Below are 19,418 nucleotides of genomic sequence, written 5' to 3' on the forward strand. Positions count from 1 at the left end.
AACTCTTCAATCTCTTGAGGAGTTTTTCTTTTTTTAAGCAGCGGCACTCCCTGCATCGGTACAACTCTCCTCCCGCCATCCGCGCTACACGGTAGCCAGCTCCTGTCGGGGCTATATGGACGCACGGAGATTTCATCTTAAGTTGTGGCAATTTTTTTTTTAAAAAAATTTTGCCACAAAATATGTGGCAAAATTTTTAATTCTATTTTTTTGCCACAACTTTTGATTGATTTCTTTTTCATCTTGCCATAAAAAAACTCCTCAAGAAATTGAGGAGTTTTTTTTATCTATTATTTTCTGTTTGTCTTATCGTTTAAGCGAGAAGTGAGCTTTGAACTGACGCATGTTACTGCCCTCAGCAAAGTCTACCGTAAACCAGTAGTCATCCGAAGGTAACAAGTGACCATTGTAAGTCCCGTCCCAACCCGGACTCAACGGACTAAGTTGTTTGAGCAGTTTACCATAACGGTCAAAGATGTAAATCTTAGCTCCCGGTTGATCATGCAACCCACTGATATTCCAAGTATCATGATACCCATCGCCATTCGGAGTAAAATAATGAGGGTAATCTATCGTTTGTACGTCTTTGATAAACTCTACTCCACAAGAATAGCCATTCGGGTCTCTTACATCCCAAACATATACTGTATGGTTTCCTAAGGAAACATTCTCAAAGATAGGACTCGTTTGTCTCGGACCGTCATCCAAACTGTATTCATACACTCCATAACCGTCATTGGTAATGGTAATAATCTGATTCTCCGCAAAGGCATTGGTTACCGTAGCGGTGATATTATCCGCAGGGCCCGACTTAATAACATCAAAGGTAGAAAGCGCCGTAATGTCCGAAGTACAACCCAACATCGGAGATAAACTAACGGCCTGTACCGTATACACTACATGAGTATCGGCAAGAGCTATATTATTTACGCTAAGGGTACTGGTAGTCTCCGGTTGCACCACATTATTGGCCGTCCAGATAAAAGTATAGCCCGGTGCCGTGATGCCGCTGTTCAAGATTAAATTGTTGTTCACTGTCGTTTGGTTCCATCGCACACAAGCAATATTGCTACCCGTGTTGCTGGTAATTACCGGCTCGGCCAGTTTTTCTATAACCACATCAAATGAATCCAGCTCATAACAACCCGTTAGGGTATTCTCAACACGCACCCAATACGTACCTGTTTGTACTTCATATGTGTCTAAATTAGTCAAGGCACTACCCGAGTTCCCTGCCTCAGCATCTGCCTGACTGTTGTAATAGAACTCTACGATATACGTCGGTGCTGTTTGCGTTGCCCCTAAGATGTCGGCCTCATAACCCGCCAAACTAGCTAGTGGACTTGTTGGGTTCTGTGTATACAGCATCGTGCCGTTGTTATTCCCGTCATAATCACACTCTTTCATATCGGCCATGGTATAGTTAATCGTTGGTTTTGGATTAACCAAAATATTGAAACTGCCCATACCGCTCTTACAACCTGTGGTGGTATTGGTAATCTCCACATAAATCGTCTGAGGGTTAGTCAGGTTAGTATACGCATTTGGCGTTGTTATCGGTATTGTTAAGGCGGCATCTTCATAAAACGCAACACTGTAAGCGGATACCGGTGTGGTTTGATTCCCTTGCAGTAAAGCAGCACTTTGAGTCGTTAAATCAAAAACCTCTATACCGTCATTCACTCCCGATGGGTCGGCCTCACAGATTTGATAATCCGCTATGGCACTGATACTCGGTAATGGATTAACTATAAAGCCTTGTTGTACTTCTTTGTAACATTTTCTACCGGTGTAATCCGTAGAGACATCACTGGTCACTGCTACATAGACATACTGCACCTGATTGATGGTCGTTCCGGCTATACTTGGGTCGCCCACTATGGCCGTAGTCGGATTTAAAATCTCACTAGTATTGGCTTCCAAATCAGCATGACTTGGGAAGTAATGGAAATCAACATGGGTATCGCCATTGGCTATATAAGCCTCATTCAGGGTTAAATCAAACTGAGCCACACCACTACCCGGAGCATCCTCACACTGCGCGGCCAATACCGGAATATTGTTGCTCTGTGGCGTAGGTACCGGAAGTACTCTGATGTCTAAGGTGGTGATGCTTTTACATCCTGCTGTGGTGGTGACCAAAACGCCAAGGGTTTGTACTGCCGCAGAGGTATTGGTATACGCACTCGGGGTAGTAATCACATTGGTATTGTTCTGAGCATCCACAAGGCTTGGGTAATACGTAACCGTATAGCCTGTATTTTGATTAATCTCGGTGTTTTTTACCGTTAAATCAAAAGTGTAATACAAATTGTTCGATGCCGTATCATTATCACATTTGCTCAGTGGTTGCGGTGTGATTAACAATAATGGTTTGTTGATAACCAATTGGAAGGAACCTAAAGCGTAACAACCCGTTGCATTATCCTCTATTCTAACCCAAATAACTTGGGTGTCACTACCAAAATACGTAGCGGCATTAATAATCGGGGAAGTGCCGGCATCGGCCAAGCCTTGGCTGAGATAATACGTAACGGTGTAATTGCTTGCCGGGTTTGGTGCCTGAAGCAGCAGGATAGCGGCCGTTTTGCTGGTTAAATCAACAATAGTACTGCCGCTCTGTGGGTTGTTGTCTTGGTCGCAAGTCACCAAATCCGGGATAGTAACCGGTTTAACAGGGCTTGGATTTACGTTAAGCTCTATTGGAATAACACTGTAACAGCCTGTGATTGGGTCTTCTGCACGCACATAAATAATCTGCACAAAGTTAGTGATGTTGCAGTAACTTGACGGATTAGGAATGGTAGTACCTCCAATCTCGGCATCAGTCTGGGTCTCATGGTAGGTTATATCATAATCCGCTCCTTGTAAGATATCCGGAGTTAGGCTTGTTAAATCGATATCACAGGTTATACCATTTTGGTTATCGTCACAAACCGTTAGCGGTGCTGTCGGCGGAACCGGTGTCGGTAGTGGGTTCACGCGGATATCCATCGTGGAGATAACATAACAAGTGGTGGCTTGGTTGGTAATGCGAATACCTAAGGTCTGAACACAAGGCAATACATTCTCATACAACAAAGTGCTGATGGCATTGGTATTGTTCTGAGCATCGGTCAAACTCGGGTAGAACGTAACGCTCATTCCCGTTTGTCCGTTCAAGATATCGGCTACTTTAGAACCTAAATCAAACACCTCTTTACAATCTCCCGGATTGTTGTCATCACAAAGCGAATACTGAGGATAACTAATCGGAGGAACTATCGGTAGCGGATCAACCACTAAAGTTAAGGTCACAATATCAAAACAACCCGAAGCGATTGTCTCTACTCGAACATACAAGGTTTGGGTATCGATCGTACCATTGATGTAATTGATCACATTCGAGATAGCACCCGTAGCGGTTTCAGCCGCTGTTTGTGAGGTATAAAAAGTTACCGAAGTCAAAGCAGGGTTAATACTGCCTAAAATCTCAGGAACTTTGGTCGTTAAATCAAAGGCCTCATACCCTACGGCTCCTGTGTAATCACACAAATGATAATCCGTTGGGCTTACCGCCTCAGGGGTTGGGTTGACAATTAGTTGGAGTTGAACTACACCAAAACAATCCGTAGTAAGTGATTCAACTCTAACATAAATGGTTTGCGCCCAGTTGAAAATATTAGAATAATTGGCCGGATTTGGAATTGCAGTACCGTCAACATTGGCATCGGTAATTGTTTCATGAAAACTAACGGTATATGGATTTCCGCCGGTAATAGAATTTATAGTTTGTGTCAGATCAAAAACAGCCACTCCGTCATTGTTTGGGTCACATAATTGAAACGGAGCCGGAGTTGAAATTACAACATCATTGATTACAGCATTTACAGTAAAATTCAACGGATTAGAAGTACAATTGGCTATAACTTGTTTAGCAATCAAAACATGATTTCCCGAGGTAACATTAAAATAAAAAGGGCTCGATTGAAACACCCCTCCATCCAAAGAATATTGATAATCAGAACCTAACGGATTTGTAACCGTAATAGTATTGGCATTACAAGACTCAACAACTGAAATCGTTGGAACAATTTGAGGAACAACTTCAATCTGTAATGAAGTAGTGTTAGCACATTCGCCTGAATTTGGCAAAAACGTATAAGTAGTGGTAGTCGTATTATCCAATGCAGGTGACCAAGTTCCGGTAATACCATTGTTAGATGTAGTTGGCAATGGTGTAATTGCACCTCCAAAACATACTGGGGTTACTGCATTAAACGTTGGAGTAACTTTTTGTAAAATGGTGATTGTTATGGTTTGATTTGTGGCACATTGACCTCCGTTTGGTGTGAAAGTATAAGTTGTTGTAGTTGTATTGTTCAAAGCCGGAGACCATATACCGATTATCCCATTATTAGAAGTGGTTGGTAAAGGAGCTAATGCTGTTCCTGAACATACCGGATTTATTGGGGTAAAAGTCGGAGTAATATTGGAACTGACTACTATTTGCAATGTAGTCGTTGTGGCACACTGACCGGTATTAGGAGTAAAAGTATAAGTCGTAGTAGCAGTATTATTTAATGCCGGAGACCAAGCACCGGTAATTCCATTATTAGAAGTGGTTGGTAGCGGTGATAAAGTACCTCCGGAACATATTGGCGTTACTGCTGTAAAAGTTGGCGTTATAGTAGCACTATTTACAGTGATTGTTAGGGTAGCGGTCGTTGCACATTGTCCTGTTGTAGGGGTAAAAGTATAAAGAGTAGTTGCTGTATTATTCAAAGCGGGTGACCAAGTTCCGGTGTAACCATTATTAGAAGTGGTAGGCAAAGCTGCTAAAGGAGCTCCTGAACATATAGGGGCAACCGCTGTAAAAGTTGGTGTATTGGTCGCACTTACTGTTATTGTTCCGGTTGCGTTAATAGTTCCGCATCCGCCTGTCAAAGGAATTGTATAATTAAATATTCCTGAAACTGTAGGTGTTCCACTAATGGTTATAGTATTAGATGACCAAGTAGCAGTTACACCTGTGGGTAAACCTGTGGCAGTACCTATCCCGGTTGCTCCGGTTGTGGCATGAGTAATAGCTGTCAAAGGTGTATTAATACATACCGTTGGTGTAGCAGAAGCCGCTCCAACTGTATTATTTGCTGTTACCGTAATGGTCCCCGTTGCGTTTACACTACTACAACTTCCTCCAGTTAATGGAATAGAATAATTAAATATTCCCGAAACCGATGGCGTGCCACTAATTGTGATGGTATTAGATGACCATGAGGCCGTTACCCCTGAAGGCAGGCCGATAGCTGAACCAATACCGGTTGCTCCGGTTGTGGTATGAGTAATGGCTGTCAAAGGAGTATTAACGCACAATGATACTGTAGCTGATGCTGCACTAACTGTATTATTGGGATTGACCACAATAGTCATAGTAGTTTTTGAGGCACATTGAGCAGCATTGGGTATAAAAGTATACGTAGTAGTTGCCGTATTATTCAATGCCGGTGACCAAGTTCCAACAAAACCATTATTAGAAGTAGTCGGCAAAGGAGAAAGTGTTTGACCCGAACAGATTGGTCCGACTTGAGTGAAAGTTGGTACTGTAGTCGAAGCGGTTAACGGAGCTTGACAAATGCCATCCCATGAAACCGTAAATACTACTACTTGACCCGGAGAAACACCATTTACTTCAAAATGAGAACCATTGATAGATGGAATACTTCCGGTAACCGGAGTGCCACCATCAATAGTATAACTATAGGAATAACTGGCTGTTGGACCAATATTATTAAAATCAAATGCAACTGTATTGGGACCAGAATTAGCAGTATCACAGAATACAAAGGCAGCGGTTGTCGGAGCATTTCCTATAGTAACAGCTATATCAGCTCTTGTGCTTTCACATCCGCCTATAGTTTGACTTACATAGTAATGCACTACTGAACCGGGTGCGCCACTGGTTGATGGTGTCGGAGCAGTTGCAGATGCCGTTCCTCCGGTAGCATTCGTTCCATACCAATTCAATGTTCCTCCACTACTCGCAGTGGCTGTAAGTGGTGAAGCTGTCGCATTTTGACAATAAGTTATGGGAGAAACACTTGGAGGTGAAGCGGCTCCTACTGATATTGTTACTGTTGACGAAATGGTTACATTACAACTGTTTGTTGCACTAAGCGTAAAACTAATCGTTCCTGTTGCATTAATCGGAACAGTGTAAGTTGTATTTAAATTATTTGGATTGGGAACAGCGCCGTTGGTCGATGTCCAAGCTAATGACTGATATCCTTGTGCAACCCCTGTCAAATTTACTACTGAACCTGGTGCAACACAACTATTAGGACTGACACTGGCGGCAACTGTAAAAGGAGGAACGGGAGCCGTACACCCGTTGTTTATATAAGTAGGATTGCCTGCCGGAGTAAAACTAACACTTGCTCCGTCTTGTTCTGCATTTGTTCCTCCACTTAGACCAAAAATATTAATCAAATTACTCCTTTCATAAGTAACCGAATCAGAGCAACCGGCACCAAAAGTCATAGATAAAGTCCGGGTACCGGGAGTCGCATTGTAGTTTCCAAAATGTCCTCCTGTTGTTGCTGTATTGTTTTGAAAAATTATATATAAAGTACTCGTAAGTGAACTAAAGGAATTGTAATTGACCGTGAAATTTTGGCTTGTCACTAACAGCACTTCTGAGTTTGCCGGCAATACACCTGCAACGGGCTCAAGCACCAGACCACAATTTCCTGCCGCTACTATCGCACTATTAATTAGGGCAACTTTAGAGGCTGTTGTAGCGTTTTGAATTAGACCAGTCCATCCATTTGCCGGCCAATTCACCGTCAATGTACTGGTATTTAAAGGAGTTGCTCCAACTCTGAATCTGACCATTTCATTAAATCCTTCATCGTTTGAAGGTGAAGTTGCCGAACACGCATCAACAAGAATAGTTTCAATTTCAAAACATTGTGAAAATCCCTGAAACGAAATTAAGGTTATGAATAGTAATAATAGCTTATGTGAAAAAGTAATTTGCTTCATTTTAAAACTGTTAAGTAGGTACCTGTTTTTTGGGGCTATTTTCAAAAAACAAAACTCAAAGATATTGATTTTAACCGCAGTACAATATGTTTTTCGAAAAAATAAGATTAAAAAACCTCCATAATTTGAGGTTCATTTTGGTTATTTTTCTATTTTTCTTCTGTCTCTTTCTAACTTCAATAAGTTTAATTCTCGGCTGGTCTGACCGGCAACAGATGTATTTTCTTCGGCTCTTCTGATGAGATATGGCATCACATCACGAACCGGGCCAAAAGGCAAATACTTAGCCACATTGTAGCCGTGTTCTGCTAAATTATAACTAATGTTATCGCTCATGCCATACAACTGTCCAAACCAAATTCGGTTATCGTTTTTCAGGATGCCTTTAGCTTCCATCAATTCGATTAATTTATAAGAACTTAATTCGTTGTGGGTTCCAGCAAAAATGGACATACTGTCTAAATGATCCATCATATAAACTACCGTTTTATCATAATTACTGTCGGTAGCTTCTTTGGTTTCACAAATTGGTGTTGGATATCCTTTTTCTTCAGCTCTCTTGTTTTCTTTTTCCATGTAAGCCCCTCGCACTAATTTCATTCCAATAAAGAAACCTTCTGTTTTAGCCAGTTCATGGAGTTTTTTTAAATAATCCAGTCGATCCCAACGGTATAACTGCAACGTATTGAAAACGATGCATTTTTCTTTATTATACTTCCGCATCATATTGGTAACAATCTCATCGGCAGCATCCTGCATCCAGCTTTCTTCTCCGTCAATCAACAAGGCTACATCTTTCTCGTGGGCCGCTTTACAAACTTTGTCAAAGCGCTCTACTACTCTATTCCACTCTTGTTGTTCTTCAACAGTTAAAGACTGCTTTTCCCCTAATTTTTCATATAAATAAAAACGTCCGAAACCGGTTGGCTTAAATACCGCAAACGGAATCGCCTGACGTTCTTTGGCAAATTCAATGGTTTTCAAGGTCATTTCCAAAGCGGCATCAAATTGCTGTTCCTCTTCTTTACCTTCAACCGAATAATCTAAAACCGATGAGACCCCTTTGGTAAACATCTTATCTACTACTGTCAAACAATCATCTTCTGTAGTTCCGCCACAAAAATGATCAAAAACAGTAGCGCGAATTAAACCTTCTACCGGCAAATGCGCTTTCAACGCAAAGTTCGTCACGGCAGTACCAATGCGTACTAAAGGCTCATTATCAATCATTTTGAATAAAAAATAAGCCCTGTCTAACTCGGTATCCGTTTTTAGTGCGAAAGCTACTTTGGTATTGTTGAAAATCTTGTCCATTTTTTTATAATAATGCCACAAATATAAAAAGAGTTTTAAGATTGTTCTATGAAAAACTCGTTTAAAATACGCATCAACTATTCTGTAAAAATTGAAGAGAATAATCCTATTTAAAGTCAGGTTTATTCAGAAAAATTATTCAGCCAAAGCTTTCTGTATGCTGCGTTTTTATCATAATCTTGGGCTTGCTTTTCAATATTAAAATACCGATTGCCTCTAGGGTCATTTCCAACACCGGCTAAATAGGCCCAATTTCCCCAATTGCTGCACACATCATAATCAATTAATTGTTGTTCAAAATAAGCGGCTCCGTAACGCCAATCGAGTTTCAAATCATTACAAAAATAACTCGCTACATTTTGTCGCCCACGGTTACTCATAAATCCGGTTAGTTTGAGTTCAAGCATATTGGCATCAACAAAATCTACTCCGGTATTTCCTTCAATCCAATCTTGCAATTGGCTTTGATTGTGTTTATTGACTTCAATTCCTTTATTTTGAATGCCGGCGAGTTGGAAAAATTTAGCATGGTATTTTTTCATCATAAACCTGAAATAATCGCGCCATAGCAATTCAAAAACCAACCAATAAGTAGATTCATTAGCTTCGTACTTTGCCTCGTATTTTTTTAGTTCGAAATAAATCTCTCTTGGCGATAAACAACCCAAAGCCAACCAAGCTGAAAACTTCGAGGAATAATCAGCACCAATCAGTCCGTTGCGCATTTCTTTGTATTTGTAGATTGATTTTGTTTCAAAAAAATAATGATTCATCCGAAGCAATGCCTCAGTTTCTCCACCTTTAAACCGAAGTACAGCTCTTGAATCTATCTTAGATTTTTGCAATCCTAAGTCTTCTAAAGTGGGTAAACTCCTCTCTGGTATTTCGGGAGATTTTATAGCTAAAGGTTTTTCAAAGACGTTTCTGATTGCAGCATCCTTTTCGGTCTTTTTTCTGAAATTGGTGAACACATCCGGAATGTCTTTAATCGAAAAGGGTAAATCTTCGGCATGGTACAACGTACTGGTACTGTAGGTTTCAAACTCACATTTCAATTTAAACAATTCATCCTGAACTAGTGCATCAGTTTGTTTTTCTTCATGAGCCACTTCTCGTTTGGCAAATACTTTAAAAGCTTTATACTGCTGCACAATTTTAGGAATTTCAACTTCAGGCTTTCCTTTTACCACAATTAATCCGGAACCTAATGCTCTTAGGTTTTTATCCAAATCAGCTACCGATTCTACTAAAAATTGGGCTCTGAAACTTCCTGTTTTTTGAAAACCATATACTGTTTCTTTAAACTGTGCTTCATCAAAACAATATACCGGAACCACTTCGTCGCTCTGGGCAATGGCTTTCACTAAGGTTTCATTATCATGCAAACGCAAGTCGGTTTTAAACCAAATTACAGCTCTTTTCATAAGTTATTTATATTTTTCAAATAGTAATTCGCTTGTTCTAACAAACTAATTTTGTCTTCAGGATTCATTTTTCTCCAAACATTGTACATCATTCCGATGCGAGGATTTTTAGCTAGTTTTGACTCATTTTTATCATAAAAATTCCAATACAAACTATTAAACGGACAAGCTTTTTCTCCGTTTTTTTTCTTTTTATCATAATAACACGAACCACAATAATGACTCATTTTATCAATATAAGTTGCCGAACTTACATAAGGTTTTGTGCCCACGATACCGCCATCGGCAAACTGACTCATGCCACGAGTATTAGTGATTTCGACCCATTCGATGGCATCAATGTAAATGCCGAGATACCAAGCATCTACTTCATCCGGATGTACTCCGGCTAACAAAGCAAAGTTTCCGGTAACCATCAATCGCTGAATATGATGCGCGTATGCATAATTTAACGATTGCGAAATGGCATCTTTAAGACAATTCATTTTAGTGTTGCCTGTCCAAAACCAATCGGGTAATTTTTCAGTATGATTAAAGAAATTCAGAACAGCATACTCGGGCATTTTCATCCAATAAATCCCTCGCATATATTCGCGCCAACCTATTATTTGCCGAACAAAACCTTCCAGTTGATGATACTCAATTTCTTGCTGACGGTTTTCCCATTCCTGAATAGCTCTGTCAATGACTTCTTTGGGCGAAATCATTTTTAAATTCATTGAAAAAGAAAGCCTAGAATGATACATTGACCATTCATTGGGTGTCATCGCATCTTGATAGGATCCAAACAACGGCAAACATTCAGTCACAAAGAATTCAAGTAATACCAACGATTGACTCCTATTGATAGGCCAAACAAAATGCTTTTCGTCAATACTTCCAATGGTGTCAATATCTGTACTTTTTAATTCCGAAACTATTGGAGAAACATCATTATCAAACACTAAAGGCGGAGTTGGTTTGTGCTCTTTCGGCAATTTTTTTCGATTATCGCTGTCATAATTCCACTGGCCGGTTTTAGGATTTTCACCCTCCATCAAAACGTGGTGTTTTTTTCGCATGGCGCGATAAAAACTTTCCATAAGCAGCATCTTTTTACCATTGAAAAAAGCACCTAATTCTTCTCTTATACTGAAAAAATGTTCCGTATCAATCACAGAATGTTCAATGGGAAGTCGATTGCAGAAATTTTCTAACAATACATCCAAACGGTATTCATCAGGCAATTGGTAATCAAAATGCGTGAAATGGTGTTGACTTATCAAAGCATCCAAATTCTTTTCAAAAGACTGTAAATTGTTTATGTCATTTAAATGAATGTAAATAACCTTATGATTTTCGGATTGTAATTCGGCTGCAAAAGCTCGCATAGCACTAAAGAAGCCAACTACTTTTTGAATGTGATGTTTAGCATAATCCGTTTCGGTACGCACCTCCATTAACACATAAGTCACGGCATTGTCAACAGTTTCAAACCAAGAGTGATTACTGTTTAATTGGTCACCCAAAATCAATCGAAGTACTTTTTTAGTTTCCATTTTTATTAGCTCTGCATTTATCGCTGCAATATTTTACTTCCTCCCAAACTTTCTGCCATTTTTTACGCCAAGAAAAAGGTCGATTGCAAACAAGGCAAACTTTACTTGGTAGGTTTTGTTTTTTTTTTCCTCGCATTTGTTCCTTTATTTGAATTGGGATTGGTCACGTGTTTTTTCAGAATTCGTTTGCCTTCCTCTTTGACTTCATTGGTTTTACGGAAACTCCATATAATATCACTGGCAAATTTTCGTGTGGCTTCAATATCAACAATTGGCGCGGGATAGTCTTTACCAATTTCACACTGATATAATTGCTGTTCGATTAAACTCAACTTCCAAGGTTCATGAATTAAATTTGACGGGATATTCGCTAATTCGGGAATCCATTTTTTGATGAAAAGACCTTCGCTATCGTGTTCTTCCGAATTCTTAATCGGATTGTAAATTCGAACTGTGTTGATTCCGGTCACCCCCGATTGCATTTGCAACTGCGGATAATGTATTCCGGGTTCGTAATCTAAAAACTGTCGAGCCAAAAAATGCAATTCACGCCAATCTTGCCAAAGGTTAAATACAAAAAAAGACACCACCATAGCTCGCATTCTGAAATTGAGATATCCGGTTGTCGCCACGCAGCGCATACAAGCATCAACAATGGGAACTCCGGTTTGACCTTCTTGCCAAGCTTTAATATAAACCTCATTTTTGGGTTTAACAACTACGTCGAAAGCACTGTTGATGTTGTGAAACTCCATTCGGCATTCGTCTTCAAACTTTTGCATAAAATGGCAATGCCAATGCAAGCGAGAAATAAAATTTGACAGCGCTCTTTTATTGGATGATGTTGGATAATGTTGCATGGTATACTGATACACCATCCGCATGCTGATATTTCCGTAAGTCAAATAAGGCGATAATCGACTGCAGCCTTTTCGACTCAAATCGGGTTTGGAAATATGTTTACTGTAATTTACATAGCGCTCTTTGACAAAACTGTCTAAATACCGCCAAGCCCAATATTCGCCACCATGTTGGAAATTATTGTTAGGTAATGTGATTTCTGCAGTCAAATTTTCTCCTTTTAATTCATCATAAAAATCAGCATGTAAGGTTTCGATTTGAAGCGCATTTAAGTCGATTGTTTTTGGTGTTTCTCGCATGACTTGTTCCCAACGTTTGTCCCAATCTTTTCTCGATTTTAATTTTCGAATCACACCATGCAATTGAAATTCGTTCCATTTAATGTTGTGTTCAGAAAAGAATTGTTGTATTTGAATATCTCTGTCAAATGTGATTTTGTTACCAATTTCCTGATGCGAAAACACGTTTTTTACATCGTAGTTTTTTAGAATTTCGCTAAAAACGGCTTTGACTTCGGCATGAAAAAAGTAAAGTTTAGCTCCGATTGTGTCTAATTGCGTTTGCAAGCCTTGTATAGACTGATAAATAAATCGCCAATGACGCACATCTGAGTCATCATAATGCATTACCGAAGGTTCGAAAAAATAAAGCAACAAAATGGGTAATCCGGATTGTTGCGCCTCAAAAAGCGGTTCATGATCTGTTAGTCGCAAATCTCGTTTGAACCAAACAATATTGATGGCGTTCTTACTCAAAGTAATCAGAAATTAAGCTGGTTATTTCTTTGCCCGGTTTGGCATAACTCAATCTATCTAAACGTTTTGTAGTGTGATAACTATCCAAACCTGAACAAGTAATAGTATTGGCTTTTTCTATATCCAAAAATCCGTCTTTACTCATACAATTTTGCGGCACAAACACCTCGGTAATTTCACCAATGACCATAATTGTATTATTTATTTTGATATCGATTTTCTCTTTAAAAGTCAAACCAATTTGTACAAAACTTTCGGCTACAAAAGGTGCTTGAAATTCTTGTTTATAAATAGGCGTCAGGCCGGTTTCATCAAATTCAGAAACATCCTTATCATATCGAGCCGATGTTTGATGAGCTTTTCTGTATATGTCTTCGTTGATATGGTTGATGGTATAAAATCCCGTTTCCAACAAATTATTCAAGGTATCACGCTCCGGTGGACTTGGTCTTAAAATTAGCGCCATCAAAGCCGGATTAGCTCCAATATGAATCAAAGAGCTAAAAACAGCAAGGTTTGTATTTCCTGCATTATCAACTGTTCCGACAAGCACTACACTTTTAAAACCTCCCAAACTATTTACAAAATGAACTCGATTTTGTTTTTCCATAGCTACTATATGTTCCTTGGAAATGTACTTTTGCATAATTTGATTGCTTTTACTGTTAGTAAATAAAATGTATTAATGAAGGACTATCCATTTCTTATCGCTGTTCAGTTTGAATGTTCCAATATGTTCTTTGTTCCATTCTTCGGGAGAAATCAGAGACAGAAAATTTATGCCGTCATCGCCTCTGTACAGATGATAAATTTCGCCAATCACCGGCTCAAAAGAAAATCTGGCATTGTACACTAGTTCATTCCATTCATATTCCTCCATCAATTTTTGGTATTGACTTTTAAGCTCATTGAACTTTTGTTCAAACTCTTTATTGACGCTGGTTATACCCCTACTCTTCCAAGATACAAGGTCATCCATTTTGATTACCGGTGCTCCAACATTGGAAGCATAAGGCAGTAAACGAGCATTGTACCCTTGTTCATCCGAAAACACTACAGCATCAGGTCGTTCTTTTCCCATTGTAATTAATTATCGTTTAGAAATTTTATTGTTAGAAATAGCCCGTTGCAAGTTGCATTTAAATCGGTCGATTCCTTTTACACGCTTGGCCAAATGCTTTGTTTTACAGTTTTCAACACGTTCTCTCCAAAGTTTATAACTGCTGAATTTAAGCTCTCGTTTCATCAATGCTTTTACATCAGCTTCAGCTAAACCAAACTGAAATTGTATGGCTTCAAACGGAGTTCGATCTTCCCAGGCCATCTCAATAATTCGGTCGATAGCCACGTCATCTAAATTAGTTTTTACAGTAATTGGCATTATGTTTATTTTTTATTTAAAAACATTAAACAAAACTACAATTTATTTATCATTAAAAAACAAAAGTTCATTACTAAAACTTATTACAGTATTAGAAAAAAAATCCCTTATTTTGCTGAATACATTTAAGACAATGATGCAATCAATAAACGCAAATGGCTATCCAATAGTATTCGGTGAAAACGGATATGAATTTCTGAATGCCTATATAGAAGATAAAAAATATTCCAACATTTTTATTTTAGCGGATGCCCATTCAAATGACTATTGCCTGCCTCGTTTTTTACCTTATTTAGCTACCGACAAAGCAATCGAAATTATAGAAATAGAACCCGGTGAAAGCGAAAAAAACATCACAACTTGTGTAGAAATTTGGACGATATTAACCGAACTTGGCGGCGATAGAAAAAGCTTACTCATTAATATTGGCGGCGGCGTAATTACTGATATTGGCGGATTTGTGGCTTCCACTTTCAAAAGAGGTATTGACTTTTTACATATCCCCACTACGCTTTTAGCTATGGTTGACGCTTCGGTTGGCGGTAAAAACGGTGTAGATTTAGGTAATTTAAAAAATCAAATTGGCGTGATTAATGTTCCGCAAATGGTACTTATTGACACTGAGTATTTGGCCACCTTACCACAAAACGAAATGCGTTCGGGCTTAGCCGAAATGCTCAAACACGGATTGATTTTTGATGCCGCGTATTGGGCAAAATTTAAAGATTTAAGTCAAACTGATTTTGCAGATTTCGATACTTTAATTCATCGTTCCATTGAAATTAAAAACGAAATCGTGATGCAAGATCCTACTGAAAACGGAATCAGGAAGGCGCTAAATTTCGGGCATACTTTGGGCCATGCCATTGAGAGTTATTTTTTAGAAAATAAAAACAAAAAAACCTTGTTACACGGTGAAGCCATTGCAGTGGGCATGATATTAGAAAGTTATGTTTCCTGGCAAAAAGGTTTGATTTCGGAAGCGGCTTATCTGGAAATTAAAAACAGTATTAAAGCTATTTTTGAAACCATTATTTTTGAAGAAAACGACCTGCAACCCATCTTCGATTTACTCATTCATGACAAAAAAATGAATACGGAAAAATACAATTTGCCTTGCTTGCAGATATCGGTAAAATCAAAATCAACCAAGAAGTTGATACTGAATTAATTATAAAATCATTTGAAGATTACAAACAGTAATATTTTTTTGCCTTAATAGTTGCATTTCGCGAATTTTATTTTTTACATTTGCCCTAATGAAAAAGAGTGTCAACACTACTGCCTATACTGTTTTTGGCCAGGAAAATAATCAAAATTCCTTCGCTATTCCTAATCCTTTTTACAGACTGAAAAGTGATTTTGCTGCTTTGTGTTCACCTATTATCTTTTTATTTCAAGAAAAACTTCCTATTATTTACGCAAACATCAGGGTTTGAATGCAAGATTACTTTGTTTTATACAACTAATTAATCTTTTATTCTGTACCTAAATGAACACTAAATATTTCGACTTAATCAATCAAACGTTCTACTTTCCACAAGAAGAATTTACGCTTAACAAAGATACACTACAATTTCACAACATCGATTTGATGAAATTGGTAGAACAATACGGCACGCCTTTAAAATTCACTTATTTGCCGGCTATTTCCAACAACATCAATAAAGCCAAAGGTTGGTTCAGAAAGTCGATGGAAAAAAACAAGTACGATGCCAAATATTACTATTGCTATTGTACCAAAAGCTCGCATTTCAAGTTCATCATGAATGAGGCTTTTAAAAATAATATTCACATCGAAACTTCTTCGGCCTATGACATCAACATAGTCGAGAAATTGATGGAAGAAGGCAAAATCAATAAAAATACCTATGTAGTTTGCAACGGTTTTAAACGTGATGAATATGTAAGTAACATTGCCCGTTTAATCAATAATGGTCACCCTAAAACGGTTCCGGTAATTGATAATTATGAGGAATTGGATTTACTACAAGAGCAAATTAAAGGCAAATTCAAAATAGGAATCCGTATTGCCGCTGAAGAAGAACCAAAATTTGAGTTTTATACTTCGCGTTTGGGCATAGGCTATAAAGACATCGTTCCGTTTTACAGAAAACAAATTCAGGAAAACAAACAAGTGGAACTGAAAATGCTTCACTTTTTCATCAACACCGGGATTCGCGACACGGCTTACTATTGGAACGAATTGTTGAAATGTATGAAAGTATACATCGCTTTAAAAAGAGAATGTCCAACTTTGGACAGCTTAAATATAGGCGGTGGTTTCCCCATTAAAAATTCGTTGGCGTTTGAGTACGATTACCAATATATGATTGATGAGATTTTGAACCAAATCAAAATTGCCTGCGACGAAGCCGAAGTAGATGTTCCTCATATCTTTACTGAATTTGGTTCGTTTACGGTGGGTGAATCCGGAGGAGCGATATACCAGGTTTTGTACCAAAAGAAACAGAACGACAGAGAAAATTGGAACATGATTGATTCTTCTTTCATCACAACATTACCCGATACTTGGGCGATTAACAAGCGCTTTGTTATGCTGGCCGTAAACCGTTGGAATGATACTTACGAAAGAGTATTGCTTGGCGGAATGACCTGCGATAGCGATGACTATTACAACTCTGAGCAGCACATGAATGCTGTATATTTGCCCAAATACAATAAAGAAAAACCATTATACATAGGTTTCTTCAACACCGGTGCTTATCAGGAAACCATTGGCGGTTTTGGCGGATTGCACCACTGTTTGATTCCACAACCCAAACATATTTTGATAGACCGTGATGAAAACGGAATTTTGGCTACCGAAGTTTTCTCGGAACAACAAAGTTCAGAAGATGTCTTGAAAATATTGGGATACGGAAAACAATAGTTCAGAAAAAACAGTACTTTTAACATAATTAAATTAAAAAAACAGTTTGTGGTTTTAGAAAAAAAGTTTTTCTTTGAACCGCAAACAACAAACAACTTTATTACAAAATGAGCAAAGGACCAATCAGTCAATTTATAGAAAAAAATTACCTTCACTTTAACGCTGCTGCCCTTGTTGACGCCGCTAAAGGATACGAAGAACACTTACTTGACAATGGTAAAATGATGATTACTTTGGCCGGTGCCATGAGTACAGCCGAATTAGGAAAATCATTAGCAGAAATGATTCGTCAGGATAAAGTGCACATTATTTCTTGTACTGGTGCCAACCTTGAAGAGGACATCATGAACTTGGTAGCTCACAATTCTTATAAAAGAGTTCCGAATTACAGAGATTTATCGCCACAGGAAGAATGGGATTTATTGGAAAACCATTATAACCGTGTTACTGATACTTGTATTCCTGAAGAAGAAGCTTTCCGTAGATTACAATCACATTTATTCCATATTTGGAACAAAGCCGATAAAGCTGACGAAAGATATTTTCCGCATGAATTCATGTACCAAATGATTAACTCAGGTGTATTAGAACAATACTATGAAATCGATCCAAAGGATTCTTGGATGGTAGCAGCCGCTGAGAAAAACTTACCTCTTGTAGTTCCGGGATGGGAAGACAGTACAATGGGAAATATCTTTGCTTCATATTGCATCAAAGGTGAATTCAAACCCACCACGATGAAAAGCGGCATTGAATACATGATGTGGCTAGCCGATTGGTATCCAAAGAATTCTTCCGGAAAAGGAGTTGGTTTCTTCCAAATTGGAGGCGGTATTGCTGGAGATTTCCCGATTTGTGTTGTACCGATGTTGTACCAAGACATGGAAATGCACGACATTCCGTTTTGGAGTTATTTTTGCCAAATTTCAGATTCCACCACAAGTTATGGTTCCTATTCAGGAGCTGTCCCAAATGAGAAAATCACTTGGGGAAAACTTGATATTACCACCCCCAAATTTATTATTGAATCGGATGCTACCATTGTAGCGCCCTTAATTTTTGCTTACTTATTAGATTTATAAAAGATTTTTTTATGAGAAGAATTATTGTAGACTATGCTAAACTAACCGGAGACATACTAAATTTATTAGTAGAGAAATTCCCAGAAGGGTATGATGACTCGGATATCATTCGTTTTAGAAATGCACAAAACGAATTGGTTGAAGCCGTAGAAGTACGAACTGAGGATACTATTTACTTAGTAAAAGTTAGTACTAAATTGGCTAGTCGAATGGAGAAATTTGACGAAGAAGATGATCTTGATTCGGTAATCGAGCCAATTGAGCCAATCAAAGGAATTGATGATGATGAAGATGCCATCACCGCGGATGAAGATGACGAAGAAGTTGATTTATTAAAAGACGGTGGCGGTTCAGATGATACTGATGCAGATGATGACGATGAAGAAGATTTTGATGATTCCGACAATAATTTAGAGGACGAAGACGACGAAGAATAGTTGAGAATTACGAATTAAAAATTACGAATTACGAGTTATAGAAAAATCCCAAATTCTGAATAGAGTTTGGGATTTTTTCTTTTTAGTTTAATTTAAATAGCGTTCCTGAAAAATTCGTTGGTGATGATTTTGATGGCCAATGATAGTGAATCCTAAAGCTCTTACCGACATTGGGTTGTTTGAAGCAGTACCTTTTCGCATCAATTCTTCTTCTGAAAATGACTTGAATAAAGCTAAAGTTCCTTGTCTTACAATTAGCAATTCGGTTAGTAAATCCTGTAGGCTTCTTTTATTGGCATTGGCTTCATCTACATAGTCATTTTCGTCAAAGCTTGGTAAAGCGGTTTTATCGTTACGGGCAAAACGCAAAGCTCGGTAAACAAAAATTCGTTCCGCATCAATAAGGTGCAGGATGATGTCTTTGATAGTCCATTTGCCTTCGGCATAACGGTAGTCAAATTTGTCCATAGGGATATTTTGGACAAACTTTATGAAACGATGAACCGAAATTTCCAGTTCTTCTGTTAATGTGTATTCGTCGGAAACTTGATTGATGTATGTTGAAAAATGTCCGGCAAACTCGTCAGGTTGTAATTGTGATGGTTTCATGATGGATGATTTTAGTGAATACAAAGGTTGTGATTTTTTTTGTAAAAACACCTTAGTAAAAAGGAAGAAACCGGAATCGGGAATTCTATTTATATGTGGGG

The 19,418-nt window shown here is 38.3% G+C and carries 14 protein-coding genes and 1 pseudogene; 5 read left to right on the forward strand and 10 right to left on the reverse strand.

Annotation, left to right across the window (positions count from 1 at the left end; translation table 11 throughout):
* Window positions 1-306 precede the first annotated feature (306 nt).
* The 9 genes from GUU89_RS13170 to GUU89_RS13210 all read right to left on the reverse strand — a co-directional run bounded on the left by GUU89_RS13170 (window position 307) and on the right by GUU89_RS13210 (window position 14,296).
* Window positions 307-7,023 carry a T9SS type B sorting domain-containing protein gene (locus tag GUU89_RS13170; RefSeq protein WP_162128350.1) on the reverse strand — a complete coding sequence of 2,239 codons (6,717 nt, stop codon included), beginning with the start codon at window positions 7,021-7,023 and terminating at the stop codon, window positions 307-309.
* Between the two features lie 141 nt (window positions 7,024-7,164).
* A complete protein-coding gene (locus GUU89_RS13175) occupies window positions 7,165-8,337 on the reverse strand; it encodes a proline dehydrogenase family protein (protein WP_162128351.1) in 1,173 nt (390 codons plus the stop codon).
* Window positions 8,338-8,459: 122 nt separating this feature from the next.
* Window positions 8,460-9,761 (reverse strand): DASH family cryptochrome, encoded by a 1,302-nt coding sequence (locus GUU89_RS13180; RefSeq protein ID WP_162128352.1) that lies wholly within the window; start codon window positions 9,759-9,761, stop codon window positions 8,460-8,462.
* Window positions 9,758-11,299 (reverse strand): cryptochrome/photolyase family protein, encoded by a 1,542-nt coding sequence (locus tag GUU89_RS13185; RefSeq protein ID WP_162128353.1) that lies wholly within the window; start codon window positions 11,297-11,299, stop codon window positions 9,758-9,760. The genes GUU89_RS13180 and GUU89_RS13185 overlap by 4 nt, the downstream gene beginning before the upstream one ends.
* On the reverse strand, window positions 11,289-11,435 hold the full coding sequence (locus GUU89_RS13190) for a DUF2256 domain-containing protein (RefSeq protein WP_162128354.1): 147 nt from the start codon (window positions 11,433-11,435) through the stop codon (window positions 11,289-11,291). The genes GUU89_RS13185 and GUU89_RS13190 overlap by 11 nt, the downstream gene beginning before the upstream one ends.
* A complete protein-coding gene (locus tag GUU89_RS13195; protein ID WP_162128355.1) occupies window positions 11,401-12,915 on the reverse strand; it encodes a cryptochrome/deoxyribodipyrimidine photo-lyase family protein in 1,515 nt (504 codons plus the stop codon). The genes GUU89_RS13190 and GUU89_RS13195 overlap by 35 nt, the downstream gene beginning before the upstream one ends.
* Window positions 12,908-13,561 carry a flavin reductase family protein gene (locus GUU89_RS13200; RefSeq protein ID WP_162128356.1) on the reverse strand — a complete coding sequence of 218 codons (654 nt, stop codon included), beginning with the start codon at window positions 13,559-13,561 and terminating at the stop codon, window positions 12,908-12,910. The genes GUU89_RS13195 and GUU89_RS13200 overlap by 8 nt, the downstream gene beginning before the upstream one ends.
* 36 nt (window positions 13,562-13,597) lie before the next feature.
* Window positions 13,598-13,996, reverse strand: a complete 399-nt coding sequence (locus GUU89_RS13205) for a DUF2452 domain-containing protein (RefSeq protein ID WP_162128357.1) — start codon at window positions 13,994-13,996, stop codon at window positions 13,598-13,600.
* 9 nt (window positions 13,997-14,005) lie between these two features.
* The gene (locus GUU89_RS13210; protein ID WP_162128358.1) at window positions 14,006-14,296 is read right to left on the reverse strand and encodes a TIGR03643 family protein; all 291 of its coding nucleotides are present in this window, start codon (window positions 14,294-14,296) and stop codon (window positions 14,006-14,008) included.
* Between the two features lie 136 nt (window positions 14,297-14,432).
* Here GUU89_RS13210 and aroB point away from each other — a divergent pair.
* From aroB to GUU89_RS13235, 5 genes and pseudogenes are all read left to right on the forward strand, one after another.
* Window positions 14,433-15,499, forward strand: a pseudogene (aroB, locus tag GUU89_RS13215) (3-dehydroquinate synthase).
* Between the two features lie 56 nt (window positions 15,500-15,555).
* A complete protein-coding gene (locus GUU89_RS13220) occupies window positions 15,556-15,735 on the forward strand; it encodes a hypothetical protein (protein ID WP_162128359.1) in 180 nt (59 codons plus the stop codon).
* Window positions 15,736-15,788: 53 nt separating this feature from the next.
* On the forward strand, window positions 15,789-17,189 hold the full coding sequence (locus GUU89_RS13225) for a type III PLP-dependent enzyme domain-containing protein (protein WP_162128360.1): 1,401 nt from the start codon (window positions 15,789-15,791) through the stop codon (window positions 17,187-17,189).
* Between the two features lie 107 nt (window positions 17,190-17,296).
* Entirely contained in the window at window positions 17,297-18,271 is a 975-nt protein-coding gene (locus GUU89_RS13230; RefSeq protein ID WP_162128361.1) for a deoxyhypusine synthase family protein, read from the forward strand.
* An 11-nt stretch (window positions 18,272-18,282) separates the two neighbouring features.
* Window positions 18,283-18,708, forward strand: a complete 426-nt coding sequence (locus GUU89_RS13235) for a DNA primase (RefSeq protein WP_162128362.1) — start codon at window positions 18,283-18,285, stop codon at window positions 18,706-18,708.
* An 87-nt stretch (window positions 18,709-18,795) separates the two neighbouring features.
* Here GUU89_RS13235 and GUU89_RS13240 read toward each other — a convergent pair whose 3' ends face one another.
* Complete coding sequence (locus GUU89_RS13240) at window positions 18,796-19,317, reverse strand: DinB family protein (RefSeq protein WP_162128363.1); 522 nt, start codon at window positions 19,315-19,317, stop codon at window positions 18,796-18,798.
* Window positions 19,318-19,418: the final 101 nt, after the last annotated feature.

Origin of the sequence: Flavobacterium phycosphaerae (assembly GCF_010119235.1) — a bacterium.
Lineage (GTDB): Bacteria > Bacteroidota > Bacteroidia > Flavobacteriales > Flavobacteriaceae > Flavobacterium > Flavobacterium phycosphaerae.